General features: G+C 61.7%; 32 protein-coding genes and 1 pseudogene. 7 read left to right on the forward strand and 26 right to left on the reverse strand.

What is annotated here, in order from left to right:
* Nucleotides 1–5: 5 nt before the first annotated feature.
* The 19 genes and pseudogenes from ACP7E0_RS05390 to ACP7E0_RS05480 all read right to left on the reverse strand — a co-directional run bounded on the left by ACP7E0_RS05390 (nt 6) and on the right by ACP7E0_RS05480 (nt 14,685).
* Nucleotides 6–3,830, reverse strand: a complete 3,825-nt coding sequence (locus ACP7E0_RS05390; RefSeq protein WP_426123442.1) for a baseplate multidomain protein megatron — start codon at nt 3,828–3,830, stop codon at nt 6–8.
* Nucleotides 3,831–3,835: 5 nt separating this feature from the next.
* Nucleotides 3,836–4,348: an NlpC/P60 family protein gene (locus tag ACP7E0_RS05395; protein ID WP_426123444.1), complete on the reverse strand. Its 513-nt coding sequence runs from the start codon at nt 4,346–4,348 to the stop codon at nt 3,836–3,838.
* Nucleotides 4,341–5,231 (reverse strand): DUF2163 domain-containing protein, encoded by an 891-nt coding sequence (locus ACP7E0_RS05400; RefSeq protein WP_426123445.1) that lies wholly within the window; start codon nt 5,229–5,231, stop codon nt 4,341–4,343. Before ACP7E0_RS05400 ends, ACP7E0_RS05395 begins: the two co-directional genes overlap by 8 nt.
* On the reverse strand, nt 5,228–5,869 hold the full coding sequence (locus tag ACP7E0_RS05405) for a phage distal tail protein, Rcc01695 family (protein WP_426123446.1): 642 nt from the start codon (nt 5,867–5,869) through the stop codon (nt 5,228–5,230). Before ACP7E0_RS05405 ends, ACP7E0_RS05400 begins: the two co-directional genes overlap by 4 nt.
* Before the next feature lie 605 nt (nt 5,870–6,474).
* Nucleotides 6,475–7,056 (reverse strand): phage tail tape measure protein, encoded by a 582-nt coding sequence (locus ACP7E0_RS05410; RefSeq protein ID WP_426123619.1) that lies wholly within the window; start codon nt 7,054–7,056, stop codon nt 6,475–6,477.
* A 30-nt stretch (nt 7,057–7,086) separates the two neighbouring features.
* The gene (locus ACP7E0_RS05415; RefSeq protein ID WP_426123448.1) at nt 7,087–7,275 is read right to left on the reverse strand and encodes a rcc01693 family protein; all 189 of its coding nucleotides are present in this window, start codon (nt 7,273–7,275) and stop codon (nt 7,087–7,089) included.
* A gap of 26 nt (nt 7,276–7,301) precedes the next feature.
* Nucleotides 7,302–7,640 (reverse strand): gene transfer agent family protein, encoded by a 339-nt coding sequence (locus ACP7E0_RS05420; RefSeq protein WP_426123449.1) that lies wholly within the window; start codon nt 7,638–7,640, stop codon nt 7,302–7,304.
* Nucleotides 7,641–7,660: 20 nt separating this feature from the next.
* Nucleotides 7,661–8,068 carry a phage major tail protein, TP901-1 family gene (locus tag ACP7E0_RS05425; protein WP_426123450.1) on the reverse strand — a complete coding sequence of 136 codons (408 nt, stop codon included), beginning with the start codon at nt 8,066–8,068 and terminating at the stop codon, nt 7,661–7,663.
* A gap of 73 nt (nt 8,069–8,141) precedes the next feature.
* On the reverse strand, nt 8,142–8,540 hold the full coding sequence (locus ACP7E0_RS05430; RefSeq protein ID WP_426123452.1) for a DUF3168 domain-containing protein: 399 nt from the start codon (nt 8,538–8,540) through the stop codon (nt 8,142–8,144).
* Nucleotides 8,537–8,872: a phage head closure protein gene (locus tag ACP7E0_RS05435; protein WP_426123454.1), complete on the reverse strand. Its 336-nt coding sequence runs from the start codon at nt 8,870–8,872 to the stop codon at nt 8,537–8,539. The genes ACP7E0_RS05430 and ACP7E0_RS05435 overlap by 4 nt, the downstream gene beginning before the upstream one ends.
* 2 nt (nt 8,873–8,874) lie before the next feature.
* Entirely contained in the window at nt 8,875–9,444 is a 570-nt protein-coding gene (locus ACP7E0_RS05440; RefSeq protein ID WP_426123455.1) for a head-tail connector protein, read from the reverse strand.
* Nucleotides 9,445–9,590: 146 nt separating this feature from the next.
* A complete protein-coding gene (locus ACP7E0_RS05445; protein WP_426123457.1) occupies nt 9,591–10,859 on the reverse strand; it encodes a phage major capsid protein in 1,269 nt (422 codons plus the stop codon).
* Nucleotides 10,856–11,429, reverse strand: a pseudogene (locus tag ACP7E0_RS05450) (HK97 family phage prohead protease). The gene ACP7E0_RS05445 and the pseudogene ACP7E0_RS05450 overlap by 4 nt, the downstream one beginning before the upstream one ends.
* Nucleotides 11,430–11,677: 248 nt before the next feature.
* Entirely contained in the window at nt 11,678–11,995 is a 318-nt protein-coding gene (locus ACP7E0_RS05455) for a DUF6107 family protein (RefSeq protein WP_426123458.1), read from the reverse strand.
* Between the two features lie 221 nt (nt 11,996–12,216).
* Entirely contained in the window at nt 12,217–12,345 is a 129-nt protein-coding gene (locus ACP7E0_RS05460) for a hypothetical protein (RefSeq protein WP_426123460.1), read from the reverse strand.
* Between the two features lie 41 nt (nt 12,346–12,386).
* Nucleotides 12,387–12,527, reverse strand: coding sequence for a hypothetical protein (locus ACP7E0_RS05465; protein ID WP_426123462.1), 141 nt, complete (start codon nt 12,525–12,527; stop codon nt 12,387–12,389).
* Nucleotides 12,527–12,790 (reverse strand): CopG family ribbon-helix-helix protein, encoded by a 264-nt coding sequence (locus tag ACP7E0_RS05470; RefSeq protein WP_426123463.1) that lies wholly within the window; start codon nt 12,788–12,790, stop codon nt 12,527–12,529. The genes ACP7E0_RS05465 and ACP7E0_RS05470 overlap by 1 nt, the downstream gene beginning before the upstream one ends.
* A gap of 63 nt (nt 12,791–12,853) precedes the next feature.
* Entirely contained in the window at nt 12,854–14,005 is a 1,152-nt protein-coding gene (locus ACP7E0_RS05475; RefSeq protein WP_426123465.1) for a phage portal protein, read from the reverse strand.
* A gap of 62 nt (nt 14,006–14,067) precedes the next feature.
* Nucleotides 14,068–14,685 carry a hypothetical protein gene (locus ACP7E0_RS05480; RefSeq protein ID WP_426123466.1) on the reverse strand — a complete coding sequence of 206 codons (618 nt, stop codon included), beginning with the start codon at nt 14,683–14,685 and terminating at the stop codon, nt 14,068–14,070.
* Between the two features lie 165 nt (nt 14,686–14,850).
* Between ACP7E0_RS05480 and ACP7E0_RS05485 the strand changes: the two genes are divergently transcribed.
* Nucleotides 14,851–15,000 carry a hypothetical protein gene (locus tag ACP7E0_RS05485; protein ID WP_426123467.1) on the forward strand — a complete coding sequence of 50 codons (150 nt, stop codon included), beginning with the start codon at nt 14,851–14,853 and terminating at the stop codon, nt 14,998–15,000.
* Nucleotides 15,001–15,339: 339 nt separating this feature from the next.
* On the opposite strand, the gene ACP7E0_RS05490 is transcribed toward ACP7E0_RS05485, so the two are convergent.
* Entirely contained in the window at nt 15,340–16,923 is a 1,584-nt protein-coding gene (locus ACP7E0_RS05490; protein ID WP_426123468.1) for a DNA-packaging protein, read from the reverse strand.
* Between the two features lie 19 nt (nt 16,924–16,942).
* Nucleotides 16,943–17,533: a hypothetical protein gene (locus ACP7E0_RS05495; protein WP_426123469.1), complete on the reverse strand. Its 591-nt coding sequence runs from the start codon at nt 17,531–17,533 to the stop codon at nt 16,943–16,945.
* A 374-nt stretch (nt 17,534–17,907) separates the two neighbouring features.
* On the opposite strand from ACP7E0_RS05495, the gene ACP7E0_RS05500 reads away from it, so the two are divergent.
* Nucleotides 17,908–18,249, forward strand: a complete 342-nt coding sequence (locus ACP7E0_RS05500; RefSeq protein WP_426123470.1) for an MmcQ/YjbR family DNA-binding protein — start codon at nt 17,908–17,910, stop codon at nt 18,247–18,249.
* A 28-nt stretch (nt 18,250–18,277) separates the two neighbouring features.
* Here the strand turns inward: ACP7E0_RS05500 and ACP7E0_RS05505 are convergent, their stop codons facing one another.
* The gene (locus ACP7E0_RS05505) at nt 18,278–18,901 is read right to left on the reverse strand and encodes a LysE family translocator (RefSeq protein ID WP_426123471.1); all 624 of its coding nucleotides are present in this window, start codon (nt 18,899–18,901) and stop codon (nt 18,278–18,280) included.
* A gap of 79 nt (nt 18,902–18,980) precedes the next feature.
* Nucleotides 18,981–19,448, reverse strand: a complete 468-nt coding sequence (locus tag ACP7E0_RS05510) for a YcgN family cysteine cluster protein (RefSeq protein WP_426123472.1) — start codon at nt 19,446–19,448, stop codon at nt 18,981–18,983.
* A 247-nt stretch (nt 19,449–19,695) separates the two neighbouring features.
* Here ACP7E0_RS05510 and ACP7E0_RS05515 point away from each other — a divergent pair, with 247 nt between their 5' ends.
* Nucleotides 19,696–21,894: a transglycosylase domain-containing protein gene (locus ACP7E0_RS05515; RefSeq protein ID WP_426123473.1), complete on the forward strand. Its 2,199-nt coding sequence runs from the start codon at nt 19,696–19,698 to the stop codon at nt 21,892–21,894.
* A 16-nt stretch (nt 21,895–21,910) separates the two neighbouring features.
* Here ACP7E0_RS05515 and ACP7E0_RS05520 read toward each other — a convergent pair whose 3' ends face one another.
* A complete protein-coding gene (locus ACP7E0_RS05520; protein ID WP_426123475.1) occupies nt 21,911–22,381 on the reverse strand; it encodes a hypothetical protein in 471 nt (156 codons plus the stop codon).
* Between the two features lie 251 nt (nt 22,382–22,632).
* On the opposite strand from ACP7E0_RS05520, the gene ACP7E0_RS05525 reads away from it, so the two are divergent.
* The 4 genes from ACP7E0_RS05525 (at nt 22,633) to ACP7E0_RS05540 (ending at nt 25,496) form a co-directional block, all read left to right on the forward strand.
* On the forward strand, nt 22,633–23,505 hold the full coding sequence (locus tag ACP7E0_RS05525) for an N-acetylmuramoyl-L-alanine amidase (protein WP_426123476.1): 873 nt from the start codon (nt 22,633–22,635) through the stop codon (nt 23,503–23,505).
* A gap of 61 nt (nt 23,506–23,566) precedes the next feature.
* Nucleotides 23,567–24,256 (forward strand): glycoside hydrolase family 19 protein, encoded by a 690-nt coding sequence (locus ACP7E0_RS05530; protein WP_426123477.1) that lies wholly within the window; start codon nt 23,567–23,569, stop codon nt 24,254–24,256.
* 114 nt (nt 24,257–24,370) lie between these two features.
* Nucleotides 24,371–24,958: a DUF1214 domain-containing protein gene (locus ACP7E0_RS05535; protein ID WP_426123478.1), complete on the forward strand. Its 588-nt coding sequence runs from the start codon at nt 24,371–24,373 to the stop codon at nt 24,956–24,958.
* The gene (locus ACP7E0_RS05540) at nt 24,951–25,496 is read left to right on the forward strand and encodes a DUF1254 domain-containing protein (protein ID WP_426123479.1); all 546 of its coding nucleotides are present in this window, start codon (nt 24,951–24,953) and stop codon (nt 25,494–25,496) included. The genes ACP7E0_RS05535 and ACP7E0_RS05540 overlap by 8 nt, the downstream gene beginning before the upstream one ends.
* A gap of 88 nt (nt 25,497–25,584) precedes the next feature.
* On the opposite strand, the gene ACP7E0_RS05545 is transcribed toward ACP7E0_RS05540, so the two are convergent.
* A complete protein-coding gene (locus ACP7E0_RS05545) occupies nt 25,585–25,767 on the reverse strand; it encodes a hypothetical protein (RefSeq protein WP_426123481.1) in 183 nt (60 codons plus the stop codon).
* Between the two features lie 441 nt (nt 25,768–26,208).
* Nucleotides 26,209–26,493, reverse strand: a complete 285-nt coding sequence (locus ACP7E0_RS05550; RefSeq protein WP_426123482.1) for a hypothetical protein — start codon at nt 26,491–26,493, stop codon at nt 26,209–26,211.
* Nucleotides 26,494–26,543: the final 50 nt, after the last annotated feature.

Below are 26,543 nucleotides of genomic sequence, written 5' to 3' on the forward strand. Positions count from 1 at the left end.
GATTTCTACAGGCTGAGGAGCGCCTGCGCCGGTAGGCCGAAGGCAATCTTTTCTCCCCGCTGCCGCACACGCACCGAAAGAGCCGTCTGCGGCCCGCCGAAGTCCTCGATCTCAAGCTCCGGCGCATAGTCGAACACCGGTTCGGACACATCGGCGGATCGTTTGACGGCCCCGCCGTCGAGAATGTCGACACGGTATCGTTCCTGCGGCTCGTCGAGCGCGATATCGCCGTCAAACCATGGGTCCGCATCTCGGCGGCCGCAACGGATCCAGCCAATACGAATCGCCCCCGTCCCGACGCGCCTTGCCCGCAGATGCACCGGCGCAACTGGCGTTTGTGCCCGCAAGCCGCCGGTGAAGCTGAAAGGTCCAGCAGGCGCGGCCGTCTGTCCGCCAGCCTCGCCGATCCAGTTGATGGCGCGCCCCGCCTCGTCGGCGCTCAGCCCCAACGGCTTCACCGCCGTATTGAGCACGACCAGCGGAGCACCGGCAGCTGCCCCTGCCAGCATTGCGTCGGTGGTTCCGGCGAGCCCCCGCAAGAGTTTCGAAAGCCGCCAGCGCCCGGCAGAGATTTCCTCCGCGCTCTGGAACCCGATGATTTCCCACACGCCGTTTCCGGCAAGGATGGCAATGCGGTTCTGCCCGTTGAGCACCGCAAGGCGGCTTGCCGAGGACAAGCCGCCAAAATGCAGATCGAGTAGGATAAACTGCGCGGTATCGAACCGGCCGGTGACGCCTGAACCGAGCGTCCCTGCCAAAATGCCTGTCTGTGCGGGCTGGTCGACGCGCCCCCGCGCCTGATAGCCTTCCGTCGTTGCCGAGGAAGACAGAAGGACAGTACGCCACGGCCGGGCAAAAACGGCTGCGCGCGCGAACGTATTTGCCTCGCCAGTCTCGTATTGCGGCAGGTCCATCAGATGCACGACCGGCGAAAATCCGTCCGAGGCTGAGCGCGGCGGATTGGCTGTCCGCGAGGGACGCACCGGGCCACCACCACCCGCAGGCACCGAACGTACCGCCCCGTCCTCGATCCGGCTGACAATAAAATTGCCCGCCGGCCCATCCTCCAGGGCGACGACATCCCCCGGTTCGAATGCCAGCGCCGCCGGCGACAGCGAAAAGCGCGCACTGCGCCGCGACACCTGATGATCGCGCAACGCATCCTCGACAGCGCTTGCTGCCGCTCCGTCATGCATCACACCCGGCAGCGAAAGCCGCAGCACCCGGTCATTGGCCGGCGACACCCGGCGCGACCGCGCCGTCGTCCGCTCATAGGCATTTTCCGGATCGAACCGGTCGAGGATGGCCTCGCTGCCAAAATCGCTATCGTGCCCGCGCGTCTCCTCAAACAGCGCCTGCTCGTCGATGTCCGCCAGCACCGAAATAACCTTTGGCTGCAACCCCTGTTTCATCCGCGACCGGAACCGCAGCGTCCCACCGTCCTCGACGGCGTCGATCTGCAGCGCCGCCATCAGCGGCTCCAGCACATCGCGCGCCGAAGCCTGCTCCGACTGCACGTAACCACCGAGATCGCCGCTGACGCGGGCCACATCGCCGCTTTGAAACCCGTGATCCGCAAGCACCGCCGCGATCACATCCGCCGCTGTCGCAGCGCCAAGCCGGCCGTTCAGCCAATGCCCGGTCTGCCAGTTGACGCCATCGGACCAAAGTCCCGTATTTTCCGGAAAGGCCGGCGCCGGCCGGGCATCCCAGGTCCAGACGAACATATGGCCAGGATCGACGCATGCGGGCGCCTCCGGCCCCTGCCAAAACCGGTGCTGCGCCTCCAGAAACCGGCGATGCATGGCATCGCAGCGCGCGCCGCTTGAAAAATACGGAACCGCCGTCTCCGACGATTTCGGATCGGTAAAGACATTCGGCTGGTTCGCTCCCTTATCGATCGCCGGGCAACCCAGTTCGGTAAACCAGACGGGCTTGGCGCCCGCAACCCAGGCCGTCGGCACCGCCTGCTCGACACCACCGATCCGGTTGCGATGCGCCTGCCCCCACCAGCTGGCAATATCCTTGTAGCGGTAGACCCAGGGTTTTCCCGCTAGCCCGTCGGTAACCGGCGTACGGATACGGTCGCGGCGATCATCAGCGCTGGCATAGTACCAGTCATACCCCTCGCCGGCCGCGATCATCGCTTGCACCGCCTCGGCATCTTCCGCAAGACGGAAACCATCGGGATTGCCAAGCGACAGGTCGCCGTCGCGCCAGTCGGACAGCGGCATGTAGTTATCTATCCCGACCGCATCGATATCGGCGGACGCCCAGAGCGGATCGAGATTATAAAGCACCTCGCCCGACCCATCCGCCGGGTGGTAGCCAAAATATTCGCTCCAGTCCGCAGCGTAGGTCAGCTTGGTGCCCGCCCCGGAAATGGCCCGGACATCGGCCGCAAGAGCCATCAGCGCCTCAACAAACGGGAAGGCGCCGGCCACATCGCGCAACTGCGTCAGCCCGCGCAATTCGGAACCGATGATGAGGCCGTCTACCCCGCCCGCCGCCTTTGCCAGCAGCGCGTAATGAAGCACCAGCCGGCGATACCCCTCGTCTGCGGCCATCGACGTCACCGATGGTCCTGAAACGGAAAAATTTGCCGCCGTGGCAGTTCCGCAAAACGCTTCCACCTGCGTGCGCGCCGCCATTGTCTTGTCCGCACTCCCCACCAGACCTGGCGCCGGATGCGCGGTAATCCGCCCCCTCCAAGGATAAGCGGGCTGCCCCGTGCCGCCATAGGGATTGGACAGCGTGTTACCGGCGGCAATATCCATCATCACGAAGGGATAGAGATAGACTTTCAGCCCGCGCGCTTTGAGATCGGCGATCGCCGCCGCCACGCTTGCATCGCTCGGCGTGCCGCCATAGGCCGGGTCGCCATTGTTGCGGCTGACCAGCCACGCACCGTCGCGCTGAATACCCGATACGGACCATGGCCGGCTTTCGCCATCGCGCGCGGAGGTCTCCACGCCGGGAACGATCCGGCAATGACCTGCCCGCAAATCCGTCCCGAACCACGACACCACCAGCGCCACTCTATCAAGGTTCGGACACAGCGCCTGCAACTCGTCGATCGACGCTTGCCAGTCGGAGCTTGCATGAAAGACGTTGCGATTGATCAGCCGGCTTGCGCCTGCCCCCGTCTTCTCGCTGACCACAGCGGGATCGTAACCATGCTCGCTGGAGCCCGGAATGATCGTCACCGCCCGGATCTGCCTTTCCAGAGTGCCGGCCGGCCGCAAGACCTCGAACTGAATCACTGGGATACGGTTGCCGTAATTATGCAACGGAAGGCGCTCGAACACGGCATAGGCAAGTCCGCGATAGGCCGGCACTTTCCCCACGCCCTGTTTTGCCTCGATCAACGGATCGGGCAATTGATCGCCTGTCCCGCGATAAAGCCGCATCTCGACCCCGGTCAGGTCGAGTTCCCTCCCGTCCGCCCAAACCCTGCGGACGCAGGCGATCTCGCCTTCGCAGATCCCAAGGGCAAAATTGGCATAGTAGCGAAACGTCTCGACCCGCGGCCCGCTTGCCTTGCCGCCCTGCCGCTCGACCCGCACTTCCTCCTCGAACCGTGTCGCCCAAATCAGCGTGCCGCCGATACGCACCGTGCCATAGGCGCGGGTGATGGCCGTGCCGTCCTCGGCACCGGGTATGCGCGCATCCCCCAGCCGCGCGCCAGAAACCGTCGTCGTGCCGTTGATGATCGAACGGTCGATCACCGATCCGGCCAGCGCTCCAACTGCGCGGCCAAGCACCGCACCAACCGGCCCGAACACGCTGCCAAGCGCTGCACCGGCCGCCTGCAGAAGAATGGTTGCCATGATCGTCAGACCTTTTCGGGAAAACGAAACACACCGGCGATCCGCCGCCGCCAGGAAGGTACAAGTGCGGACTCGATTACTGCTGCCTGCTCATAGGCGTGAATGAACCGGTCTCCGGTCGAGAAAATCCCGGCATGTTTGGCCGGCAGATCCGGCCTCCAGCAAAACAAGAGCAAATCGCCCGGCCGCATCTCCACCACCGAAAGTTCCACCCCAAAATGCCGCCGCGCTGCCGCGCGCAACCGGTCCTCGCCACTACGCTCTGCCCAATCCGGCTGATAGGCCGGCGGCAATTCCGGTTCCAGACCATAAATCTCGCGCCAGACGCCCCGCACCAGCCCCAGACAATCGCAGCCGACATCCTTCCGGCTCGCCTGATGCCGATATGGCGTCCCGATCCAGCTTCGGCCTGCAGCGACGATCCGCTCTGCGAATGCGGCTCCGTTACCCTCCCCTTGAGGGGGAGGGTCGGCGCAAAGCGCCGGGGTGGGGTGACCTTTCCGGATAACCTCACTCATACAATGCCCGCCCATCATGCACCGCATCGCCATCCGCATAACCAAAGGCAAAATCCGTTCCGGGCATATGTGGAAAGCCCTGAAAATTAAGCCGGTTGGCAAACTTCTCCCCACAGCTGCCAAAACTCTTGTCGCACCCCGCCGTCACGGTAAATGCATCCCCTGCGGCAAGCGGCAGAGGTGGCGGCATCCACAGCGATAGCACCACCGCATTCCCGTCCCGGCGATGATCCTCGATATCGCCCGCATGCCCGGCATTCGCACCACCAACGAACCGAAACATGCCATACCGGTAAAACCCCGCCACCGCCGCATCGAGCCCGGTCACCCGTATCCGCGCCTCGCCCAGAACAGCCGCGATCGTGCCACTGCCCCGGTAGGCCGGATTGCTCAGGTTAACCTTGCACCGCTGATCGCCGAGCACCGCATCACAACGCCGCCCGTAAATCCGCCCCTGGACCTGATCCAGCCGATGCGTCAAGCGCCGCAGCTCCGCGCGAAAGGCGCCGCCCGCGCGGACGACATCGCCGATCTCCTGCACGCGCAGCAGAATGCGCTGGTCCGACGCCTGCCAGTTCACCTGGAACACCTCGACCCTGGCGCCGTCATAGCGTCCGGCAATGACATCCGCCTCGCTGATCGCAACGCTGGAAAACCCACCTGCAACCTCGCCCGCCTCGACCGAAAGCCCGCTTGCCGCCTCGCTGTCGGCCGTCTGGAAACCGCTGGCCGCCCGGAAATCGGTGCCGTCGAAGCTCAGATCATGATCATGCTCGGTAAAGCCGAGCACGACCCCATCGCGCCGCGTCACCCGCCAGCAATGGCACATGGTTGTCGCATCACCGTCCAGATGTTCAGCAAGCGCTGCCGAAAGCGTTCTCATGGCTTGATCTCCACCAGAGGAATGGACGGAATGCGCCCGGCCTGAAACTGCCCGAGATCGACATCGATCCGGTCCGTATCGAAGCGTACCGGCACATCGAACTCGAAGCCTGCTTTCACGGCAGCGCCACTTGCCGGAACTTTCGAGGACAGAAACGTCACCCGCCCCGTCGCCGCATCGAGCGTAAAATCGGCCGGCACCACCGCAACACCACCAACCGAAATCACCACGGTGCCCAAAACCGGCTTGGCAATCTCGCGCACGCTTGCGCCACCCGCATCGCCATAGGTCTTCACCAACTGGAACACAGCCGTCACGCCATCGCCCGTTCCAACGAGCTGATCAATGGCGCTCACCGCCCCGCCAGGAGCACCGGATTTGAAATCGACGGGATCGCGAAACCGGAAACCGTACAGCTGCCCCGCCCGCGCCTCGAAAAACTCCAGCACCGCATAGAGATCGCCGATCGACTTGATCCCGGATCCGGCATCGTAATGCCGCCGCGCATCGCGCCAACGCCGGTTGCGGTTTTCCCGCCCATTCGAAAGACTGACAATATCCGTCCGCCTGACCGGCCCCCCACTCGTCCCTAGAGCCAAGCGAAGGGGAAACCGGACTTCGTGAAATCCTGTTGGCATGATGTTTTCCGTTGTGTGTTGAATCGGTTGGTGGGGAGTCTTCGGGGACTGCTGCAGGAGTGGCGGCGTTTGTCTCTCGCTCCCTCGCGTGGGATGTGGGGGCGTTGGATGTTGGTAAGCTGACAGGGTGCAGTTTCTGATAAGCGTGGCGGGTGTAGTCCACGCCAGGTTGTAAAGCTCGATTTGCTGTGTACTGGTAACTATCGACACCAAGAAGGAGGCTGCGGATGTCTCGAGCGAAGCTCACAATTATTGTTGCAAGCATCCTAAGCGCTTCTTCCAGCTGCGCTCGAGTGCCGCCCGTATTTTCAGATGACGGAGCCCAGATAGTGTTCAAAGGCAACAGGTTCACATACCGCCAACCTAATAGAGCTGACACTGCTTGCCAATTTGACGCCGCGCGCAAACTTGCCCTGTGTGAAGATGGGACTGCATCTGAACTGACTGTAGCAGGGCTCCCTTTCCACGGCGTTGTCTTCGTGGAGTTTGACGCGCGCACGTTTGCACCAAGCCGAGTTGATGCCGAACGATAAATTGTAAAAGAAGATGAACCCGGCGATTGATCTTAGGGTGATGGGAGCGGCGACGAAAATGCAGCAACACCGTCAAAGCCCCCTTCTTCCACGCCCCACCGTGCGCGTCAGCATCGCCGCAATCTGCCCCTCCGACTTTCGAAAACTCTGCGCATCCGATGCCGTCACATTGAAGACGACATTCATCGCGGCACCTCCGCCGGAAGACGCCACGCCCAGCGACCCATCGGAACCGCGCTTCAGCGGCAGGATCGCCTCCGATCCGGCCTCGCCCATCAGCCCCATCTGTCCGTCCATCGGAAAATAGGTCGGCGTTGAAACGACACCTCCGGCGGCAAACGGCGTCACCCTGCCCGGCATGCCGCCATCGGCAAAAGCGGCCGCCCCGCTGAGGCTTCCGGCAAGCCCGGAGATCGCCGATCCGAGCAGCCCTTCCAGCGGCTTCAACCCCGCCGAAAGCGCAATTTCCGTCAGCCGCAATCCGGCGCCACGCAGCACATCCTCAAGCCCCTTGCCGCCGCGCGTCGCCGAGGCCAAAGCGCCTGTCAGCGCCGAGCCGAACGAGCGCGAGCGCCGCTCCAGATCGTCAAGGACATCCTTCAAGGCGTCCGCATCATCGGCCGCTGCCGAAAACCCGATCTCGTCGCGTTCCATCATTGCCTCCTTCAAAGAATACCCGCCGTCTCAGTCTGGAAACGCCGCCATCAGCGTTTCCATGCCGAAGCGATCTGGAACCGCACCACCAGCAGGCCGCAACCCGCCGAATGCAGCTTGCATCTCGCGCGGCGTCATCGACCAGAAATCCCGTGCTGGAAGCCGCAGCAAGCAAAGCCCGGCATGCATCACCGGCCCCCAAGGAAACGGGGCCGGCAAGCCACCATCCTTGCCCGCTGCGGCTCTCAAGGGTTTGCGCCGTCCTCCGCTGCGCCAAAAGTCGCCGCCAGCAGCTCGCTGGTCAGCCGCGCCAGGCCGGCAATACCGCCATCGATGCTCATGACCGCCACATCTTCGTCGGACACCAGATTGCCGCCGCCCCGCAGACCGGCACTGAGTATCCGGATCATGTCTTCCGCCTTCAGCCGCCCGGCTGAAAACCGCGCTGCCAGCTCCATCAGATTGTCAGCCGCAAAAGCGGTCTCCAGTTCGGCGAGGCTGCCGAGCGTGAGGCAGAGAATCCGTCGCTCGCCGCCGATGACAGCCTCCACCTCACCGCGATGCCGGTTGGCCCGACCAGCCATCCCAGTGTTCCGCCCGACCATCACAGCGCCGCAAAGGTCAGGGCACCGGCCGATTCCAGCGCCGTTTCAAACAGGATTTCGCCATTGTACTGACCCGAATATTCCAGCGCCGTCACCTGGAACGGCCCGGTCAGCGTGCCGAAATCCGGGATGATAATTTGCCAGTTGAGAATAGCGCCATTGAAGAACGCCGCGCGCACCAGCGCATCCGAGCTCTGATCCTTGAAGATACCGGCGCCCGACACGGACGCGCGCTGCACGCCTGCCCCGCCCAGAAGCTCCCGCCACCGTCCCGCCGATTCCGCATCCGTCGCGTCCACCGTTTCGGCGTTGAACGCCAGCCGTTTTGAGCGCAACCCCGCCACCGTCAGGTAAGAGCCGCCATTGTCGATCTTCAAAAGAAGATCCTTCCCCTTCTGCGCCACCATGTCTTCATCCTTCTCAGAAACGAAAAAGGCGCCCGGGGGCGCCAACAAACTCACACCTCAAGTACGCAAAGCTTCACTCCGTCACCGCCCGAAAGACCATTTCCGCCACATGCCCCTTGGCCTTGGCATCCCGGCCAATCCTGGTGCGCCGATGTAAAATACTGACCAACGCAAATCCGGCCAGGACGAGAGGCACGTCGTTCAGGAGGCTGCGTACCAGCGCGGCAATCTCCTGCGCTATCCGGCTTCCACCTTCGCCGGTCAGCACCTCAAGCGTGACCAGATGCTCTTCCCCCACTTCGCTCGCCGTCGATGCATCCCGGCTGTCGATCCCGGCAATGAAAATGCATGGCCGGTGCGATCGTGGCTGCAGGTGATCGTGAACCCCATCGGCCCCGATCAGCACCGTCAGCGCCGCGTCACCGGCAAGCCTTCCGAAAACCGCCTTCTGCAAGGCGCCTGCAGCGCTCATCGCCCATCCTCCGTGCAACGGCAAACCAAATATCGCCTTGTCTCGTCCGGGTCATGAAATGCCCGAACAGCAAAAACCCGCGTCCCCTTGCGAAACCGCATGCCCGCCGCGATATCCTCGCGGAAGCGGATCCAGATGCGGTGTGTCACAATGAACACCTCCGCATCCGCCCACTCCTCTTCGGTGACGGCGACAGGCTCGATCCGCGCCCAGAGCGAGGTCACCAGCGCGAAACCCGGCACGATGCCGCCCTGGCCATCGCCGGCATCACTGCGCATCTCCAGGTCGAGCCGCGCCGATAGCTGTCCGGGATCGAAAGTGACGGCACCCATCGTCACAGCCCCCGGCGGCAAAAGGGTGCGATCAGCCGGTCGTAACCGGCAGGCACCGCGGCCGGCTGGTTGTCGATTGAGACCGCGCCGCGAAATTCGTAGAGCAGCGCCGCATGCAACAGCAGCGCCCGTTTCAGCGTGTCAGGCACATCCGCGCCGGTCACCCCGAAACCGGCCGTAAAATCGATCTCGATACCGTTGATCGGCCGTCCCGGCTGCGGTTGCTGTGGCAGGATCAGCCGCGCCGGGCGCGTCTGTCCGTCCAGCACGAAACCGGCGGCATTAACGGGAGCCGGCATGCCATCCGCATCATAAACCGTAACCGCGTCAATCGTTTGCACCGGCCCCATGCCAATCTGAATCACACGCGACAGCGGCCAGTCGTCGAGATAGAGCCGGAAGGTTCGCATCAAAAGCGAAAGTCCGGTCTGCCGCTCCAGATGGTCGCGCACGGTGCGGATCAGCCCGGTGATCAGCGCATCGTCGGCGCTTATCTCGACGCGCAGATGCGCCTTCGTCTCGGCAAGCGTCAGCGGCTCGCCGAGCGGCGGCGCCAGTTCGGTGATGGTCATGGATCTCTCCGTCAATGAGGCGGTGGGGCGATTGGAATGGGTGGACGCAGCGGGAGGGGAGCTGCGTCCACCCTCGCGCACTGCGGCAGGGAAGACCGCCGGCGCGAATGGTTGCCACCTGTGAGAAAGGGTGGCCTTACGCTTATTCAAGATGCCGCGAATTTAATCAGCTTGATAGCCTCAAAATTTTGCACTCCACCACCGACGCGTTTGGTGGTGTAAAACAGCACATAGGGTTTTGCCGAATAGGGATCGCGCAGCACCCGCACCCCTGTGCGGTCAACGACCAGATAACCGGCGGCAAAGTTGCCAAACGCGATTGACGTGCTGCTCGCGCCGATATCCGGCATGTCCTCGGCCTCGGCAATCGGGAACCCCATCAGCGAGGCCTGTTGTCCGGCCACTGCCGGCGGACGCCAGAGATAGTTGCCGTCAGCATCCTTGAACTTGCGGATCTCGGCCTGGGTCTTGCGGTTCATCACGAAGGTGGCGTTCTGCCGGTGCCCGGCCTTCAGTGCATAGATCGTATCGATCAGCGTGTCGGACGGGCCACTCGCCTTGAAGGCACCAGCAGCACCCGTGGCAATATAGCCGATGTTGCCCCAGCTCCAGCTCGCCTCAGCCACATTGGTATAGCTCAAGAAGCCCTTCGGCTTGTTGGTACCGTCGCCGGAAACGAAGGCCGTGCCTTCCTGCTCGCCAAAGGCGATATCGACTTCGGAGGCAATCCAGTTCTCGATATCCACGGCCGCATCGTCGAGAAGAGCCGCTGTCGCGGCCGGCATGGCGTAAAGTTCCATGGTCGGGAAAGAAAGTTCGGCCAGCTGCGGCGTGCCGGTTTGTGGCCGCGCGGCCGTCTCCGCCACCCACCCGGTCGCCATGCCTGAGAGCGCAAACGGTTTCTTCAGCACCGCGCCTGAGACCTGTCGCACCGTCGCCATCGAGCGGATCGGCGAGACCACCGAAAGCCGGCGGCCGATCTCGGGATCCGTTTCGTTCGGCACCAGGTAGCCGCCGTCGCTGGCCGAACCGATCGAAAATGCCTTGGCTTCCAGCTCGCGCAGCGCCTGCTCGTCGCCCCGGCGGATATAGCTTTCAAACGCCGCCTTGTGCTCCATCGTCTCCAGGCTGGCTTCGCCGCTGCGGCCCAGCGCCGGCCGCGCCTTCTTCAGCATCATCTGGTCGATGACGCGCTTCTGCTCGTCCATGCTGCGCGAGATGCGGTCCATCTTGTCGCGGGTGACGACGTCGGCCGTCAGCTTGCTTTCCAGCTCGCCCAGCCGCCGGTCATTGGTTTCCTTGAATGCCTCGAAGGCCCCCATGAAATCCTCGAATGCCGCCGTCATCGTTTCCGGCGCCGTCTTGATTTCCGGGGCAACCCGGCCTTGTGGCGCCACATTGCTCTGCTCGTTCATTGGCCTGTCCTTCTGTCAGAGAGCTTCATCATCCGGGCCGCCCGCCGCATCGTGCGCACGAGCTCCGTTTCCTTGTCGCGGAAGAACCGCGCATTCTTGACGTTCGAAACCCGTGCCGATGGCAGCATCGGAAAGGTGACGATCGAGATTTCCCAGAGATCGGCTTCAAGGATGCGGCGCACGCCGGTCTTGCCGTCGGTCCTTGCCTTGACGGAAGCCGATCGACAGCCCGTCGAGCGCGCCGGCCTTCATCAGCATGTGCACTTCTTGCGCCCGTGCGACCCCAGGCGACAAAAGCCCTTCGACATAAAGGCCGCGCGCATCCTCGCGGATGGTCTTCCAGGTGCCCAGCGGCTCGCCGGGATCATGCTGAAACAGCATGCGCACGCAACTTGCGCCGCGCCGCGCCAGCGATTGCTGAAAAGCGCCCGGCGCAATCGCATCCTTGCCAAGATCCACCTCGCCAAAAATGCTGGCATAGCCGGAAAACCGTCCCTCCCCGGTCACGCCGGAAAGCGTCAGATTGGCAAACTTCTGCGTTCGCCAGACAGGCATCCTGTCGGTCGTCATGGGTCTCTCTCCGACGGTTAAAAATGCAGTGGACGGGAAAGCCGGCCGCCAGGCGTCACCGCCTTGCCAGCAAAATTATTCAAAGCCCGGGCTTGATCGCTGGCGGTCCCGGTCTATCTCGACCCGGGTCGTCTTCGAGGGACGGCCGTGGACTGACGCAGGATGCGATGCGGCAGCGACACACCCGGGCGGAAACATTTGATCCGCCCGGGATGACAGCCGGCAAATGCGCCTGCGGCACTGCCAACCTAATCCGGCCGCGTCCCAAACCGTTCCGCCACGCGCACGGCCGCTCCCATCACCCACCAGGCAATAAGGCTGGATGCCGCGGATCCGGTCAACATCACCTCGGCGCCTGAAAGGCTGCCGGCGATATCGAGCTTGGTGACGATCCACAGTCCCGCCGGTCCGCCGAAAATCAGCCCGCAGGAAAGGCCGGTGAAAAAGCGCGAGGCAGCCTCGCGCTTGCCCTTCGGCAACATATAGATCAGCGACACCGCAGCGCCGGCCGCAGCACCGATACCCTTGGCGGCCCAAAGGCCCGGGTCATTGCCAAAATCAGCCATTTGTTAAGCCCTTGATGCTATTATTGGAATTGCGTCATCCTCACCCTGCTGCAGCGAACTGCCGCGGGGTGATGCGCAGCGTGACGGTGCGTCAGCTGGAGCATTTTCTGAATCTTATGAATCGGTTGCGGCGTGGTGTTGAAAGGTTGAATCAGCCGCTTCACACAGTGATTCAACTGACGCAGGATTCGAGCCCTAAGTCTTTGATCGGACTGTATCGTTTAAGTCTCGAACTGGTCGAGCTCGTCGTTCGCATCCGGAACACGCGGATTTTGCCGCCCGTGCCGAATGGCCAAGACAACGATGGCACCGCCGGTTTCAATATAGTCGATGACGTAGGGCGCGGACACGTATCGTCTGACGCCCGGGATCATCGCGACGGCCTGCCGGCCTATGGATGTTCGGCCAGGATTTCGGCGGCCTTCCGTATCTGCCGCGCCGTCGCTCTGGCCGCCCGCTTGTCGAAACGGCCAAGATAGGCTTGCTCCGCCTTGAGATAGGCCAGAGCCCGTTCGGAGAACCGGACTTTCATCAGGCGGCGTCGTCTTCAGCCTGCCGGTCGAGCTCGCTGAGAACAGTGTCCAGATCGTGAACCTTGCCATCCTTGACGTCCTGCATCCCTTGCGCAATCTCAAGAATGTCTGCACCCTCATTGAGAAGATAATACCGCATCGCCCGAACCATCACCCAGCTGCGGGAGCGCTCACTCGTTGCGGCGATCGTCTCGATATCCTTGAGCACATCCACCGGCAGACGCAGCGCGATCGGATCGGACAGAACGGGTTTGGCCATCATCGCCTCCATTTGTTATACGGCGTATAACAAAATACCAAGACACCCATCTCTCAAGTGTCGCCCTCAATACCCCACCGCCTGCCGCTTCTCCTCGTCGCTCAAGAAATCCGCGTCCTTCATCCGCCCCCAGACCTCGCTGCGCTCACCCGTCAGCCCGGTCACCTGGTCGAGATCCGGCACCAGTTTCAGTGTCTCGCCCAACCGCCCGGAAAGCCACCCCGACAGCGCTGCCGCCGTACGATAAATCATCGGCAAAACGGTCAGCCGATAGAGCGCCCGGTTGGCCTCCTGATAGTTGGAATAGGTGTTGTCGCCGGGAATGCCGAGCAGCATCGGCGGCACCCCGAAGGCAAGCGCGATATCGCGCGCTGCCCCATTCTTCGCCTCGACGAAATCCATGTCCTTCGGCGAAAGCCCCATCGCCTTCCAGTCCAGTCCGCCTTCCAAGAGCAGCGGCCGCCCGGCGCGGATCGGACCGGAATAGCCCTCGTCCAGCTCGCTCTTCAACCGGTCGTACTGGTCGGCCGAAAGATTGCCGCCCTCCTTCGGTTGGTAGACCAGCGCGCCCGAAGGCCTGGCCGAATTGTCGAGCAGCGCCTTGTTCCATGTCGCCGCCGCATTGGAAAGGTCGAGCGCCATCTGTGCCGCCGCCAGCGGCGGAAAGCCAAGGTGATCGTCGAGCGGATGAAACAGCCTCAGATGCAGCAACCCGTCGTCCCCGGCCGAAATCCGCCGCACCAGGCTGCCAACCCGGTATTCGTAAGCCTCCGGCCAGCCGTCCCGCCCTTCGAGAATGCGCACCCGGTCCGGCCGCAGCAGATGCAGTTCGCGCACCACGCCGCCGATCTCGGCCGCATCGACATAGGCATTGCCGGACAGCAACAGATGGCCATAGAGCGTCTCGAGGAAATCATGTCCCCCCATCCGCCCATTCGGCCGTGCCAAAAGCGCCAGCACCGGATGCTCGCTTCGCTCCTGCGTTCCCTCGTAGACCAGCAACGGCACGTTGGCCGTAGCCTCCGAAATCAGCCTGACTGCCCGGTGCGCCACCGGATTGCGCATGAACCCTTCGCGGGCCAATGCCGCATAGGACCGCCCGGTCCAGTGCGCCCGTCCTTCCTGCGCAATCGCAATGAAACTTGAGGCCGCCTTGGTTTCGCGTGAAGGGTCGCTTTCCACCGGGCGGCGCCACGGCAGACGGAATGGATTTTTCATGATCTCGCTATCCTTGAGTGCCGCCCAAGCGCGGCCTGAAATCGGGATGAAAACTGACGCCTCTATTCCACCCGCGCCTGCCGGATCGCGGCGAGATATCGCCTGCCGTATCCCGCCACCAGTTCCGCCCGGTCGCGGCCATTGATGATCCGCCGCGCGCCGGTCCAGTCTTCGTGGTCTGCGGAGAAGTATTGCCCCAGCCTGCGGCCGGTAAACGCGCCGGTCTGCATGCCGATGAACAGGATGTCGGCGGCAACGGCCATTTCCATCGCCCGCTCCGGCCGGGACACCAGGTCGATCCCGGTTGCGAGCGTCATGTTTTCGTAATTCACCCTGTGCGTCAGCTGCACCAGCCCACGCCCCAGCCAGCTCTTCCCCTCGGCATCCCGCCGCCAGTAAGGCACGGACACAGAGGGCAGCCGGCCGTTGTCAAATGCGCTGTCAAGAAGAGCAATCGCCCGCGCGTCGCTTTTGGCAAAGGTTTCGCGCACCGGCTGCATGGTCCGGCCGGTCTCGTGATGCGCAGTCGCCAGCATATAGGCGAGCCAGCGATCGTCGATCCCTGCTGCAACCCCGACGCGATCGAGAATCGCCGTCAACCCGATCACTTGGCGCCGTTTCAGCACGCCATCGAACAGGGAAACACGCACTGCCTCGAAGAAAGTTTTTCGCGCCAACATCCTCCACCCTCCACTTCCGGTCAAAAGGCTTGAAAAATATCGTGACTCTAAATCGATTTAATCAATTTAAATCGTTTAAACTGTTTAATGCCCTGATTTACTTTGGCTTTGGGATGTGAAATCTGGATTTAGCAATATGATATTGCCTTGATCGAGGAGGATCGAATGAACGCTCAGAGCAAGATACAGGCCGACACCACCCGCTCGACGGTACCGCAGCACATCCTCGACCGGTTCGAAAATGCCTGGCAGCAGATGCGTGCAAACGCCACCGCCGAGCCGAAATCATACGCGACCGAAGACGACAAGCGCTGATCGCCTCTCCGGAATTTCCGATCGCCCGCGCACAACCGAAGCGGAACCTTCCGTCTCGGCCTGCGTTGTCGGTCGTTGCAGAAAGAACGAAAGGATCGCCCATGCCGACCCAGCAAATCTCCCAGGCCCAGTTCGAACGCCTCGAAAACGAGTGGCGCCAGATCCGCGAAACCGCATCGACGGCACCCAAGCCCGCTGCCACGGCATCGGCTAAGTAATTTCGCAGTTCTGCCGCACGACACCCTCCCCTTGAGGGGGAGGGTCGGAGCAAAGCTCCGGGGTGGGGTGACCGCCAAGTGCTCGCAACATCGATCCATCGGCACCCGCTTTCCAAGCCCATCAAATCCCCCTGACCCGCGGCTCGCCGCCGCCGTCCAGCATCAGCGCTGTCAGCGCCCAGACCAGCGCATCCAGCCGGTCGGGCGAGCGGCCCGACGACAATCCGTCCGGCCCGAAATCGCACATCTGGTCTTCCAGTGCCGGAAACGATCCGGCATGCACCACCCGGCCCTGTTCGTAGAGTGCTGCCACCGGTTCCGCCCGCAGCCATTTTCCACGCGATGCCCTGACTGATGTCACCGGTAGCGGCGCATCAATGCCGCGCAGTACGGCAGACACCATGTCGCCACCCTGGTTGACCTCGGCAACGATCCGGTCGGCGTCAAAACGCTTGTACGCGCGAACCACCGCACCCGCCCATCCGGCCGGGCTTGCGCCCTCGACCGAACAATCGGCCAGCACCACGCCGCGCCCGGTGCGATCGAGCCCCGCCACGATGATACCGCAACAGGATTCCCGCCCCATGCCAGCCGGGGGATCGACCGCGACGACGATGCGGCCAAGTGGCCCGGTATCGCGCAGTTTCAACGCCTCGATCCCGGCGCGCGACCAGAGCGCAGCCTCGCGATCCTCGATCATCTCGCCGTCGAGTTCCTGCCTCCCCAGCCGCGTGCCGCCGTAGCGCCCGGCCATGGCTGAGAGAAATCCCGGTGCCAGATTGGCGGTATTGTCGCTGGTCCGGATCCGGCATGTCGTGGTGCCGGGGTCGGCGATCAGCGCCTTCAGCACAGGCACCGGTCGCGGCGTCGTCGTCACCAAAGCGCGCGGATGATTGCCCAACCGCAGGGCAAACTGCAGCATGTCCCAGGTCTCCTGCCCGTGTTTCCATTTGCCGAGCTCGTCGCACCAGGCATAGTCGAACTGCGGCCCGCGCAGGCTTTCGGGGTCTTCCGAGGAAAAGATCTGCGCCACCGTGCCGTTCGGCCAGACCAGCCGCCGCCGCGAGGCCTCGAAGTCCGGCCGGTTGTTGCGCGCAATCCGGCAAATGCCGGAAACGCCGTCGATCATCACCTCGCGCGCATCGCCCAGCGTCTCGGCCACCAGCGCGATCCGCAATCCCGGCCGCGCCGCCTTGCCGGCCGCCAGCTCCTGCACCCATTCGGCGCCCGCCCGCGTCTTTCCCGACCCGCGCCCGCCCATCAAAAGCCAGACGCGCCAGTCACCTTCGGGCGGTTTTTGTTCGGAACGGCCGGTATTATTCCAAGCACTGAGCACACGCTGGATTTTTGCAGAGTCGGCGATCGTAAAAGCTCTTGCCGCTTCCGCATGTCCCGCTGGTGAGCTTGCCTCGTGGGGAAGATTTCTGCTGGTCGGGACCGTATCGCCGATACCGATGGCCAATCCTTTTGCGTTGCCATCGTGATAGGCCACTGTGCCGCTCACCGGCTCGTCGATTGCGCTATCGGGTGCCGCATCGCGACAGTTTTCTCCGACACTCTCTACGGCAGGAAACGGCTCCTGATCACCCCGCAGCAGGTTACCCGTCAGCCGTTCCAGCAAGCGCTCGGTCTTGATGTGCGCATCGAGCATCCAGCCCACTTCCGTACTGTAAAATGCACCGACCTCGTCCTTCTTTCCAGTCAATGTCTTTGCCCGGCTCCGCTTACGACGGTCCACTGGACCGGGCGTCGCCGATGGCTTGCTCGGCAAGCGAACGCTCCACCTCAATGAATTCAGCTGCAGCTTCTCTCGCTCGTTGTTGTTCGCGTTCACGGGCAATATCCTGTGCTCGGCTTTCAACCCGGGCTTCGAACTCGGCCTGAAGCTTTTCAAAACCCGCCTGGTCGAAGTCCTGCTCAGCCATCACCTGCCGGTCATGTGCAATTGTCCTTTGCAGGCTGTCGATCTTTTCCAGCGTCCGCACGATCACCGACATCGCCTCGATGCTCGCCTTGGCGTCGGCCTGGATCAGCTTGCGGTCGATCTCCTCGCCCGCCGCCTCCGCTTTGTCATCGGAGAGACGCCGCAGCCGCTGGAACTGCTGCATCTGCTCGCGCAATTCCTTGGTCATGCCGTTCAGCATGTCCTGCAGGTCATCGAGCGGTGACACGGCTTCCGCCTTGGTCTCGAGGATCACCCGGCGGGCAACATCCTCAAGCGCGGCATCCGCCTCTTGCGGCCACGCCCCGCCATACACCGGCGCCTTCGGCCACAGGCCAAACAGCTCCGGATCGAAATCCAGATCAGACGTCATGACAATGTCCTAGAAACTTAACCCTCCCCTTGAGGGGGAGGGTCGGAGCGCAGCTCCGGGGTGGGGTGACCACTATGGAAATCAAAGCTCATCGCCGAAACAGCGAAAACAGCCGCTTGCACCCTCTTCTCCCCGGCGGGGAGAAGGTGGCCCACAGGGCCGGATGAGGGGGCCGCGATCTCAAATGATAAGGAAACCCGGCGTCTCGCGCCGGTAATATCAGCGCCGCAAGAGCGGCGAAGCATCCGCCTCACCCACTTTTCCGACTGTGCCATAAACCTATCAAACGACCGTCACGCGGTCAAGGATTATTTTCCTATTAGGATTATTTTCTTGAATTTGCGCAATTCGGGATGCGTGTTACACTTTTGCCCATGAGAACCGAGGACCTGGAAAAGCGGGCTTTGGGCCTGCCGGGCGCGGTTGAAAGCGCCCATTTCGGCAAACGCGACTTTCGCGTTGGCAACCGCATCTTCATGTCCCTGCCGGAAGCCGGCCGCGCCGTCGTCAAGTTCACCCCAGGCCAGCAGAAACTGTTCCTCGAAACCGAGCCCGGCGTCTGCGCTGCGGTTCCCGGCGGCTGGGGCCTGAAGGGCTGGACATCCGTCTATTTCACCGACGCCGAAGACGACATTATCGCCCATGTGATGGATACCGCCTGGCGCAACGTCGCGCCGAAAGGTCTGTTAAATGGTCACAAGACCTCCGCTGCTTGAGCCGTCCCAGCAAGATTGGACACCGCCACTACAGCGCCGTCGTCAGCGCAAACCAAACGGCAACCAGCGCCAGAAGAGCCGATAGCCCGCGCCGGGCCAATCGTTCGCGGCGCGGGTCGTTGAGCACCGGCTCAAGACGCGCTGCCATCAGGGCAATCAAGGCATGAATGATGGTGGCCACCGCGACATAGGCTGCGGTCAATGTCAAAGTCTGGTGGATGACCGGCTGTTCCGGCACCACGAAAGACGGCAGCACCGCGATATAGAACAACAGAGCCTTGGGATTGAGCAGGTTCGTCAGCAACCCGCGCAGGAAATAGCCGCGATAGCTGCCCGTCTGCGTTTCCTGCGGCCTGCTTGCAGAAAACCACCCTTCCGCGGCGAGATAAAACAGAAAGGCGACCCCTGCCCATCGCAGGGTCTCGTAGAGCGCGGGTGAGGACTGGACGAGTGCTGCCATCCCCAGAGCGCTGGCCACACCGATGACGGAAAGCCCCAATGCAATACCGGCGACAGCGGCAAACCCCGCCCGGCGTCCGTCCAGTGCCGAAATGACCGCAAGCCAGGTCATATTCGGCCCCGGAGTGATCTCGATCACCACGGCTGTCAGGATGAAAGGCAGCAGATTGACGGGGGACACAGGCTCGATCATTCCCGACTATAGGGCTGAAGACACCGGAGCCAAACGGTTTCTCCTCGCTTACAGCGCAATTCCACAACGCACCCGGCACTTACCGTGCGCTTTGCTCGCCCACTGTCAGCGGCCATTCCACCAGATAGTCTTCCAGCTCCTCGACATCGATATCATCTTCGGAAACCGTGCGGCCACGCACCGAGATGCCCGCCTGATGTACCGTGTCCGGATCGCCTGAGATCAACGGATGCCACCAGTAGAGATCGATCCCGTCGCGCACCAGCCGGTAGCCGCAGGTCGGCGGCAGCCAGGTCAGCGTCTCCACCTCTTCCGGCGTCAGCTGGATACAGTCCGGCACCGTCGCCTGCCTGTTCGGATAGTCCTTGCACCGGCAGCTTTCCCCGTCGAGCAGCGTGCAGCCGACATTGGTCCAGGCGATCTCGCCCGTATCCCAGTCCTCCAGCTTGTTGAGACAACAGAGCCCGCAGCCGTCGCAGAGACTTTCCCACTCGACATTGCTCATCTCGGCCAGCGATTTGGTCTTCCAGAAGGGCTGTTCGCCCATGCGCTTTATTCTTCCATCTGTTGGATTTCAGCGACAATCTTACAAAAGATTGCCGGATTTTTAAGGCTCATTACCGATATTGACGTAGAATAGAAACCCGGCCCATGCAAATATCGGCCCTGCATAATTCCTTAAACCGAAATCGGTTTAAGGAATTATGCAGCAGGTATAGAACGCTACAGCGAACCTTAGTGCGTCGTATGACGCACGGCGCTGTAGAACTTGAAGCCATCAGGATGCGACCGCGTTGCAGGATCCAAGCCAAGACGACAGCCCGAACCCGGAAAACGGCGTCCTGAAGGACGACCGTCCAAGGAAGCGCCATATCCTGCTGCGCATCGATTCGTGGATCGATTCGACCGTCTGGAATGCCGGCTTCCGGCTTGGCGTCTGGTGGGAAGACATTACCATCTTCTTCCGCCGTTTTCGCATGCGCGGCTGGAAGAAGGCGCTGTTCGAGGTGCTCGGCGAAGGCATGACCTGGGGCACGGCCGGCGCCGTGCTGATGCTGGCCTTGGCGCTTCCGGCTTTTGAGGACACCAAGGGCAACTGGCGGGCACAAAGCGATTTCGCCGTCACCTTCCTTGATCGCTATGGCAACGAGATCGGCCATCGCGGCATTATCCACGAGGATTCCGTGCCGATCGACGAGTTGCCGGATACGCTGGTCAAGGCGGTTCTCGCCACCGAAGACCGCCGTTTCTTCGACCATTACGGCATCGATTTCCTCGGCCTTGCCCGCGCCATGACCATCAATGCCCGAGCCGGCGGCGTCGTCCAGGGCGGCTCGACGCTCACCCAGCAGCTGGCCAAGAACCTCTTCCTGTCGAACGAGCGCACCATCGAGCGCAAGATCAAGGAAGCCTTCCTCGCCGTCTGGCTGGAATGCAACCTGTCGAAAAAGGAAATCCTGCGGCTTTATCTCGACCGCGCCTATATGGGCGGCGGCACGTTCGGGGCGGCAGCCGCGTCGCAATTCTATTTCGGCAAGAACATCACCGATATCAACCTGGCCGAAAGCGCCATGCTCGCCGGCCTGTTCAAGGCCCCTGCCCGCTATGCGCCGCATGTCAACCTGCCGGCTGCCCGCGCCCGTGCCAACGAGGTCCTGACCAATCTCGTCCAGGGCGGGCTGATGACCGAGGGCCAGGTGATTGCCGCGCGCCTCAACCCGGCAAAGGTCATCGACCGCGCCGAGGTCACAGCCCCGGATTTCTTCCTCGACTGGGCCTTCGACGAGGCCAAGCGCATCGCCACGCCGTTTGCCCAGCATTCGCTGGTCGTCCGCACCACCATCGACATGGGCCTGCAGCAGGCGGCGGAAGAATCGGTCGAATCCAGTCTTCGGCAATATGGCGAGACCTACAAGGTCAAACAGGGCGCCATGGTGATGATCGAGAATGGCGGCCCGGTGCGCGCCATGGTCGGCGGCCGGGATTATGGCGAAAGCCAGTTCAACCGCGCCACCAAGGCACTGCGCCAGCCGGGCTCGTCCTTCAAGGTCTATACCTATACGGCCGCCATGGAAAAAGGCCTGAAGCCGGAATCGACCATCAGCGATGCGCCGATCACCTGGCGCGGCTGGTCGCCGCAAAACTATTCCAAGGGCAGCTATTCCGGCCGCGTCACCCTGTTGACCGCCATCGCCAAGTCGATCAACACGGTGCCGGTGCGGCTTGCCAAGGATACGCTGGGCACCGAGATCATCGCCGAAACCGCAAAGAAAATGGGCATCGAAACGCCTGTTCGTACCGACAAGACAATGCCGCTCGGCACATCGGAAGTCACGGTGATGGATCAGGCGACGGCCTATGCGGTCTTCCCGGCCGGCGGTCTGCAATCGCGCCGCCACGGCATCAGCCAGATCCTCAATTATGACGGCGATATCCTCTACGATTTCGGCCGCGACGAACCGCCCGCCCAGCGCGTCGTCAGCGAACAGGCCAATGCCTCGATGAACTACATGCTGACCCAGATCCCGATCATCGGCACCGCCCGCAAGGCAGCCCTAGACAACGGCATCGTCGCTGGCGGCAAGACCGGCACGACGCAGGCTTACCGCGATGCCTGGTTCGTCGGCTTCACCGGCGATTACACCACCGCCGTCTGGTTCGGAAACGACGACTATACCTCGACCAACAACATGACCGGCGGCTCGCTGCCTGCCATGACCTTCAAGCGGTTGATGGACTATGCCGAACAGGGCATCGAACACCGGGCGATTCCCGGCATCGACAATCCGCTACCGGGGCCGGATGCGACGAAGAAGCAAACCGAGACTGCAGCCGCAAAACCGGCCGACGAAAATGCCCTGCCGCCGCTGGTGCGCCCCCGTTCGCTGTCTTCCGAGGTCACCCGGCTGTTGAAATCAATCGGCGAAAAGTTTGATACCGCCCCGGCCCTGAAAGCCCCGGCCGGTCCGCCCGGCACAGTCGCCGGACTTTAGAACCGCCAAACCGCGTTCATTTGGGATTGTAGGGAAACAGCTGGATCTGCGTCTGCGTCGGGATAGCTCCGATTGCAACGACAAAATTGCCGTCGAGCTTCAGCGGCGTATAAGTATTCTCGGTATAGCCGGCGATATCGCAAATGATGGAATTGAACGGGAAGCTCCGGCGATCGCCGATGCTGATGGTCAATTGCGTATGGTGGTTCGCCGGATGGCCGAGATTGAGCTCGTATTCGGTTTTGCCGTTGTCGACCACGCCCATAAAACCGTCCCTGCCGCAGGTTACCGAGCCATCCGCTCCGCCCGAAGACGCCATTAGGCTGTAACCGGCCGATCCCTCGGCTTGGCCGGGAACGATTTCGAGGCGCAGGTGAACAGCCTTTCCATCGGCATTGGCCAGCGTTGAAAACAGAGTTTCAGCCGCCCTTACGTCCGGCTTGGCGTAGTCCAATGCGGCAACCACGGATACCGGCGGTTCCGCCATGGCGGGAGCTACCCAGCAAAAACCGGCAGCCGCGGATAAACAATACAAGACCCTCATGGACTTCCTCCCCATTTGGCAGCCTTTTCCTGAAAGACTTCTAACAAGAGTTGCATCGAAGTTCCATCTTCGGCACACCTTCAATCATCATACAATCAACCGGGACATGCAATTTCAGGCGAAAACCCTTGACTCCAAAGAAATCGTTAATATTTTACTAAACCCTTGGATGTGTCACAGGGGGGCATTGCCAAATGGCGTTCAAATACAACAATAGCGCGATTATTCCACTCAAACCGGGCCATTCCGTAAGCAAGGGATGGACGAGCGTCACCGGCAACAAGCCGATGGGCGTTACGTGGCATTGGACGGCGATCGAAAGCCTGTCGGTCACGCGCAGCGTGCTTGGCGGGCCAAGCGCCACCAGCAAGGGCATAGCCTCGGCACATTATGGGATCGGCAGAACATTTGCCGAGGGCGTGGACCGCTATGTCAGCCTCGAAAACCGCTCGTGGCATGCCGGCAAGAATCAGGTCATGCGATGGGACGGCAAAAAATCGTTGAAGACGGAAAGCGGCGCACGTGCCTGCATCGGCATTGAAACCTGCAATCTCGGCTATGAACGGCCCGGAGTACCCGCCAAAGCCGATTGGATCAAGGCTGTCAACACCGACAGCAAATGGCTGATGAAGATGCAGCCGTGGACCGACGAGCAGTTCGAGATGATGGTTGCGGTCGGCAAGGAAATCCTTGCCCGATGGCAGCATATCGAGGTCCGCCACCACCATGGCCACCACGATATCTGCCCCGGCTACAAGCAGGATGTCGCCGGCTTCTCCTTCGCTAAGCTGCTGCGGCGTATCTATGACGACGACGACATCCCCGACGTCTGGGCAGACCTTTGGTCAACCCAGGCACGGCAAAAGATCCTTGTCTTTCTCGGCTACGACCTCGGCCCATGGGGCGCTGATGGCCATTGGGGAGAGTTCAGCCAGAGGGCGCTCGACGATTTCCAGAAACAGTGCAAGGCGGTCCGGGTTCCGCATTGGACGACTTTCACCTGCTGGGACGTGCATGATGCACTCGCTACCCGGGGAACGACGATCGCGGCAGTCACGGCTGGCTGATCCGCCGTCTCACATCAGAAATGCACGACAGTTTGGGGTTTTTGTTACCGGAGTGAATATCATGTCTGAGCCCATCATCGACCGCGCCCATTTCGAAGCCAAATTTCCGAGCGCCAAGCTCTACGGCAAGACCCTGACCGCTGACCGCAAGCAGGGGTTCAACGCCATCTTCGACAGCTGGGATGCGGTCGAAAGTTACGATTCGCTGGAATGGCTGGCCTATGAGCTGGCGACGGCCTGGCACGAGACCGGCGGCCGGATGCAGCCCGTCCGCGAAGGTTTTGCCACCAGCGACGCCGGGGCCTACACGGCCGTGACGAAATACTGCAAGGCCCAAGGCATCTACAATTACGCGGCGCGGCACACCAACGGCAATTCCTATTACGGCCGCGGTTATGTGCAGCTGACACACGCCGTCAATTACAAGAAGATGGGCAAACACTTCGGTCTCGGCGACACGCTTTATGCCAATCCGGACAAGGTGCTTGATCCGCATACGGGTGCAAAAATCCTCATCCACGGCATGATGGACGGCCTGTTCCGGCCCTCCAAGGGCACGCTTGTCGATTATTTCAACGGCGCCAGCCAAAGGTGGTTCGAAGCCCGCGATCTTATCAACGGCGACAAGGACAAGAAGCCCGCCTGGACCGGCGAAAGAAGATCGGAACGCTCATCGCCGATTACGGCAAGGCATTTGTTTCCGTGCTTCGCTACAAGTGAATGCCGCCGGCGAGATGCGACGATACGGTAGATGGTTCAAAACAATGATCGATTTCAGACCAGAATCGTGCGACGGTCGAGGCGACGTAGAAACGCCTTTTCGAAGGCAGGGCTGCATTGTCTCGACGCCAAACGGTAGAATATCTTGTTCCGTATCCCCTTTCTCGTTGCCCTTGCCCTCATCGTCGCCTTCGGCGTCGGCATCATCTCGACCGTTTCGGCGCTGAAGGCGACGGTCGGATTTGGCGCGATCGCGCTCGGCCCATGGGTTGCCTTTCCCGATGCGCAGACCGAAAATACCGACCCTTACGCCAAGGCGCACCGGGCGCGAGCCGGCAAGCTGCTCTATGGCGGGGCGGAAGGCCTGGAGTTCACCGCCGCCATGGACAGCACCGGCGAAAAGCTGTCCTCCGGCTGTTCCTATGATATTATCGGCACCACCCCGCCCGCCCGGTTCTGGACGCTTTATACGGCCAATGCCAGCGATCAGCCGGCCAAAACCGATCCGGCCTTGCCGTCCGCGATCAACGCCTGGACCGTACTGCGCGAACCCGACAGCACCTTTGTCATCCATGTTTCACCGGCCGCCCAGCCCGATAACTGGCTGGCGATCCGCCGTATCGGCCCCTTCAAGCTGGTGCTGACGCTGCTCGACACACCGACCGCCGGTTCCTCCGGTCTGATTGATCTCGCCATGCCGGCGATCGTCAAGACAGGATGCCCCGATGCGTAGCATTGTCTTTGCCATCCTCGTCGGTCTTGTCGGAGCAGCCCTGCTCCACATCGTCATCGTTCTGGCCCTGCCGCGGTTTACCGGCAAGGACGCCTATAGCCGGGTCCTCGGGCTCTACGAGATGGACAGCTTCTTTTCGCTGAGCGCTGAACCGGGACCAACGGGCCTTGCCAATGACGATCCGTACCTGCGTACCGCCGTTTGCGGATTTTCGGTGGATGGGGGGCCTGCCCGCTTCGTTGCCAAGGGTGCAGTACCCTTCTGGTCTCTGTCGATCTATGATGCCAATTCCAACGAGATTTTCAGCATGAACGACCACACGGCGGTCAACGGCAATTTGGACCTGGTCATGGCGACGCCGATCCAGCTGGTTGACCTAAGAAAGGCGCCACCGGAAAACCTTGCCCAATCGATCCTGGTGGAAATGCCGGATGAAGAGGGCTACGCCGTGTTGCGTGCACTGGCGCCCATGGATAGTTTTGAAGAGACAGCCCGCGATTTTCTGGCAGAATCAAGCTGCGAACCATTCCGCAGGTGATCGGGAAGCGGTCACGGCAAAGAGCATTGGGAATGCCACGAACCACGCATTCGCCAGCACACTGCAGCGAGACTCAAAAACCAATGGATCAGTGCTTGTTGGCTTTGCCTGCGGGCGGCTTTGCCGATGCTCCGGCGGGGTGGCCGTCAAGGCGTTCGTAGCGAATGCCGGTAAACAACAGGATCTCGGCTTTTTGCGGCACGATCGGACCCATTGAGGGTTTGGGTGGTGCCCGTACAAGACGGTCCTCTAATCTGATAACCTCTGCCATGCTCGTCTCCAAAAATGGTTGAGACGGATGAACGATTGACCGATTTCACCCTGCCCGTTTTCGGGCTGACGCATTCCGGCTTGCTGCCCGGACAATCTGCGTCTTTCTCGTCTGCTCCTTCTTCCGGGAAGATCCGGATATCATGCCAGTCATGCAAGCGTGCCATTTTAGGCCTGAATTGCAGGCTATCGCCTGATTTGCGCTGCCGCCCGATTGAGCCATACGATCGTTAACAGTTTCTTAACGGCCAAACCCAGTCTTCGCTATGCTCTGCCATAACCATGAAAATCATTGTGGGCAAAGATGTGGCCCTATCAAAAGATGTCCGGCACCGGAGCGCCGGACATGATTAAAAGCTTGCATGAACAGAATAGAGGAGAGACTATCTACCGGCTGTTCCAAAGGGAACAACACAGGCCCCTTCCGCTCTGGCGCCGCGGTTTAGCGCCGCGCCAGAAGGCCGATCACGAAGGAAACCCCGGCAATCGCCAGCAATGTGGAAACGGGTTCTTCGCGGATGCGCTCGCGCAGGCGCTCGGTCAGCACTTCGGCTTCGGATGTCACCACGGCCTTAGCACCGCTACCGATGGCGGAAACGGATTCCGTCAGACGCGCAATCTCGGCGCGCAGTTCCGCAATCTGGTTGTCGAGATCGACCCGCGCCGCGCTGGCTTCGATTTCTGCGACGGCTTCGTTCGGCACGGCTGAGAATTTCTTTTCGACCATAGTTGGGCTCCTTTTGCGATCCCACCATAACGCGCCAGCCTGCCTTTGGT

The organism is Pararhizobium sp. PWRC1-1 (genome assembly GCF_049897905.1).
Taxonomy (GTDB): domain Bacteria; phylum Pseudomonadota; class Alphaproteobacteria; order Rhizobiales; family Rhizobiaceae; genus Pararhizobium.

What these genes read in the sequence shown, in the direction of transcription:
- ACP7E0_RS05390 (WP_426123442.1), bottom strand. Translation starts at nt 3,830, where the DNA reads ATGGCAACCATTCTTCTGCAGGCGGCCGGTGCAGCGCTTGGCAGCGTG.
- ACP7E0_RS05395 (WP_426123444.1), bottom strand. Translation starts at nt 4,348, where the DNA reads ATGAGTGAGGTTATCCGGAAAGGTCACCCCACCCCGGCGCTTTGCGCC.
- ACP7E0_RS05400 (WP_426123445.1), bottom strand. Translation starts at nt 5,231, where the DNA reads ATGAGAACGCTTTCGGCAGCGCTTGCTGAACATCTGGACGGTGATGCG.
- ACP7E0_RS05405 (WP_426123446.1), bottom strand. Translation starts at nt 5,869, where the DNA reads ATGCCAACAGGATTTCACGAAGTCCGGTTTCCCCTTCGCTTGGCTCTA.
- ACP7E0_RS05410 (WP_426123619.1), bottom strand. Translation starts at nt 7,056, where the DNA reads ATGGAACGCGACGAGATCGGGTTTTCGGCAGCGGCCGATGATGCGGAC.
- ACP7E0_RS05420 (WP_426123449.1), bottom strand. Translation starts at nt 7,640, where the DNA reads ATGGCTGGTCGGGCCAACCGGCATCGCGGTGAGGTGGAGGCTGTCATC.
- ACP7E0_RS05425 (WP_426123450.1), bottom strand. Translation starts at nt 8,068, where the DNA reads ATGGTGGCGCAGAAGGGGAAGGATCTTCTTTTGAAGATCGACAATGGC.
- ACP7E0_RS05430 (WP_426123452.1), bottom strand. Translation starts at nt 8,540, where the DNA reads ATGAGCGCTGCAGGCGCCTTGCAGAAGGCGGTTTTCGGAAGGCTTGCC.
- ACP7E0_RS05435 (WP_426123454.1), bottom strand. Translation starts at nt 8,872, where the DNA reads ATGGGTGCCGTCACTTTCGATCCCGGACAGCTATCGGCGCGGCTCGAC.
- ACP7E0_RS05440 (WP_426123455.1), bottom strand. Translation starts at nt 9,444, where the DNA reads ATGACCATCACCGAACTGGCGCCGCCGCTCGGCGAGCCGCTGACGCTT.
- ACP7E0_RS05445 (WP_426123457.1), bottom strand. Translation starts at nt 10,859, where the DNA reads ATGAACGAGCAGAGCAATGTGGCGCCACAAGGCCGGGTTGCCCCGGAA.
- ACP7E0_RS05455 (WP_426123458.1), bottom strand. Translation starts at nt 11,995, where the DNA reads ATGGCTGATTTTGGCAATGACCCGGGCCTTTGGGCCGCCAAGGGTATC.
- ACP7E0_RS05465 (WP_426123462.1), bottom strand. Translation starts at nt 12,527, where the DNA reads ATGAAAGTCCGGTTCTCCGAACGGGCTCTGGCCTATCTCAAGGCGGAG.
- ACP7E0_RS05470 (WP_426123463.1), bottom strand. Translation starts at nt 12,790, where the DNA reads ATGATGGCCAAACCCGTTCTGTCCGATCCGATCGCGCTGCGTCTGCCG.
- ACP7E0_RS05475 (WP_426123465.1), bottom strand. Translation starts at nt 14,005, where the DNA reads ATGAAAAATCCATTCCGTCTGCCGTGGCGCCGCCCGGTGGAAAGCGAC.
- ACP7E0_RS05480 (WP_426123466.1), bottom strand. Translation starts at nt 14,685, where the DNA reads ATGTTGGCGCGAAAAACTTTCTTCGAGGCAGTGCGTGTTTCCCTGTTC.
- ACP7E0_RS05485 (WP_426123467.1), top strand. Translation starts at nt 14,851, where the DNA reads ATGAACGCTCAGAGCAAGATACAGGCCGACACCACCCGCTCGACGGTA.
- ACP7E0_RS05495 (WP_426123469.1), bottom strand. Translation starts at nt 17,533, where the DNA reads ATGACGTCTGATCTGGATTTCGATCCGGAGCTGTTTGGCCTGTGGCCG.
- ACP7E0_RS05500 (WP_426123470.1), top strand. Translation starts at nt 17,908, where the DNA reads ATGAGAACCGAGGACCTGGAAAAGCGGGCTTTGGGCCTGCCGGGCGCG.
- ACP7E0_RS05505 (WP_426123471.1), bottom strand. Translation starts at nt 18,901, where the DNA reads ATGATCGAGCCTGTGTCCCCCGTCAATCTGCTGCCTTTCATCCTGACA.
- ACP7E0_RS05510 (WP_426123472.1), bottom strand. Translation starts at nt 19,448, where the DNA reads ATGGGCGAACAGCCCTTCTGGAAGACCAAATCGCTGGCCGAGATGAGC.
- ACP7E0_RS05520 (WP_426123475.1), bottom strand. Translation starts at nt 22,381, where the DNA reads ATGGCGGAACCGCCGGTATCCGTGGTTGCCGCATTGGACTACGCCAAG.
- ACP7E0_RS05525 (WP_426123476.1), top strand. Translation starts at nt 22,633, where the DNA reads ATGGCGTTCAAATACAACAATAGCGCGATTATTCCACTCAAACCGGGC.
- ACP7E0_RS05530 (WP_426123477.1), top strand. Translation starts at nt 23,567, where the DNA reads ATGTCTGAGCCCATCATCGACCGCGCCCATTTCGAAGCCAAATTTCCG.
- ACP7E0_RS05540 (WP_426123479.1), top strand. Translation starts at nt 24,951, where the DNA reads ATGCGTAGCATTGTCTTTGCCATCCTCGTCGGTCTTGTCGGAGCAGCC.
- ACP7E0_RS05545 (WP_426123481.1), bottom strand. Translation starts at nt 25,767, where the DNA reads ATGGCAGAGGTTATCAGATTAGAGGACCGTCTTGTACGGGCACCACCC.
- ACP7E0_RS05550 (WP_426123482.1), bottom strand. Translation starts at nt 26,493, where the DNA reads ATGGTCGAAAAGAAATTCTCAGCCGTGCCGAACGAAGCCGTCGCAGAA.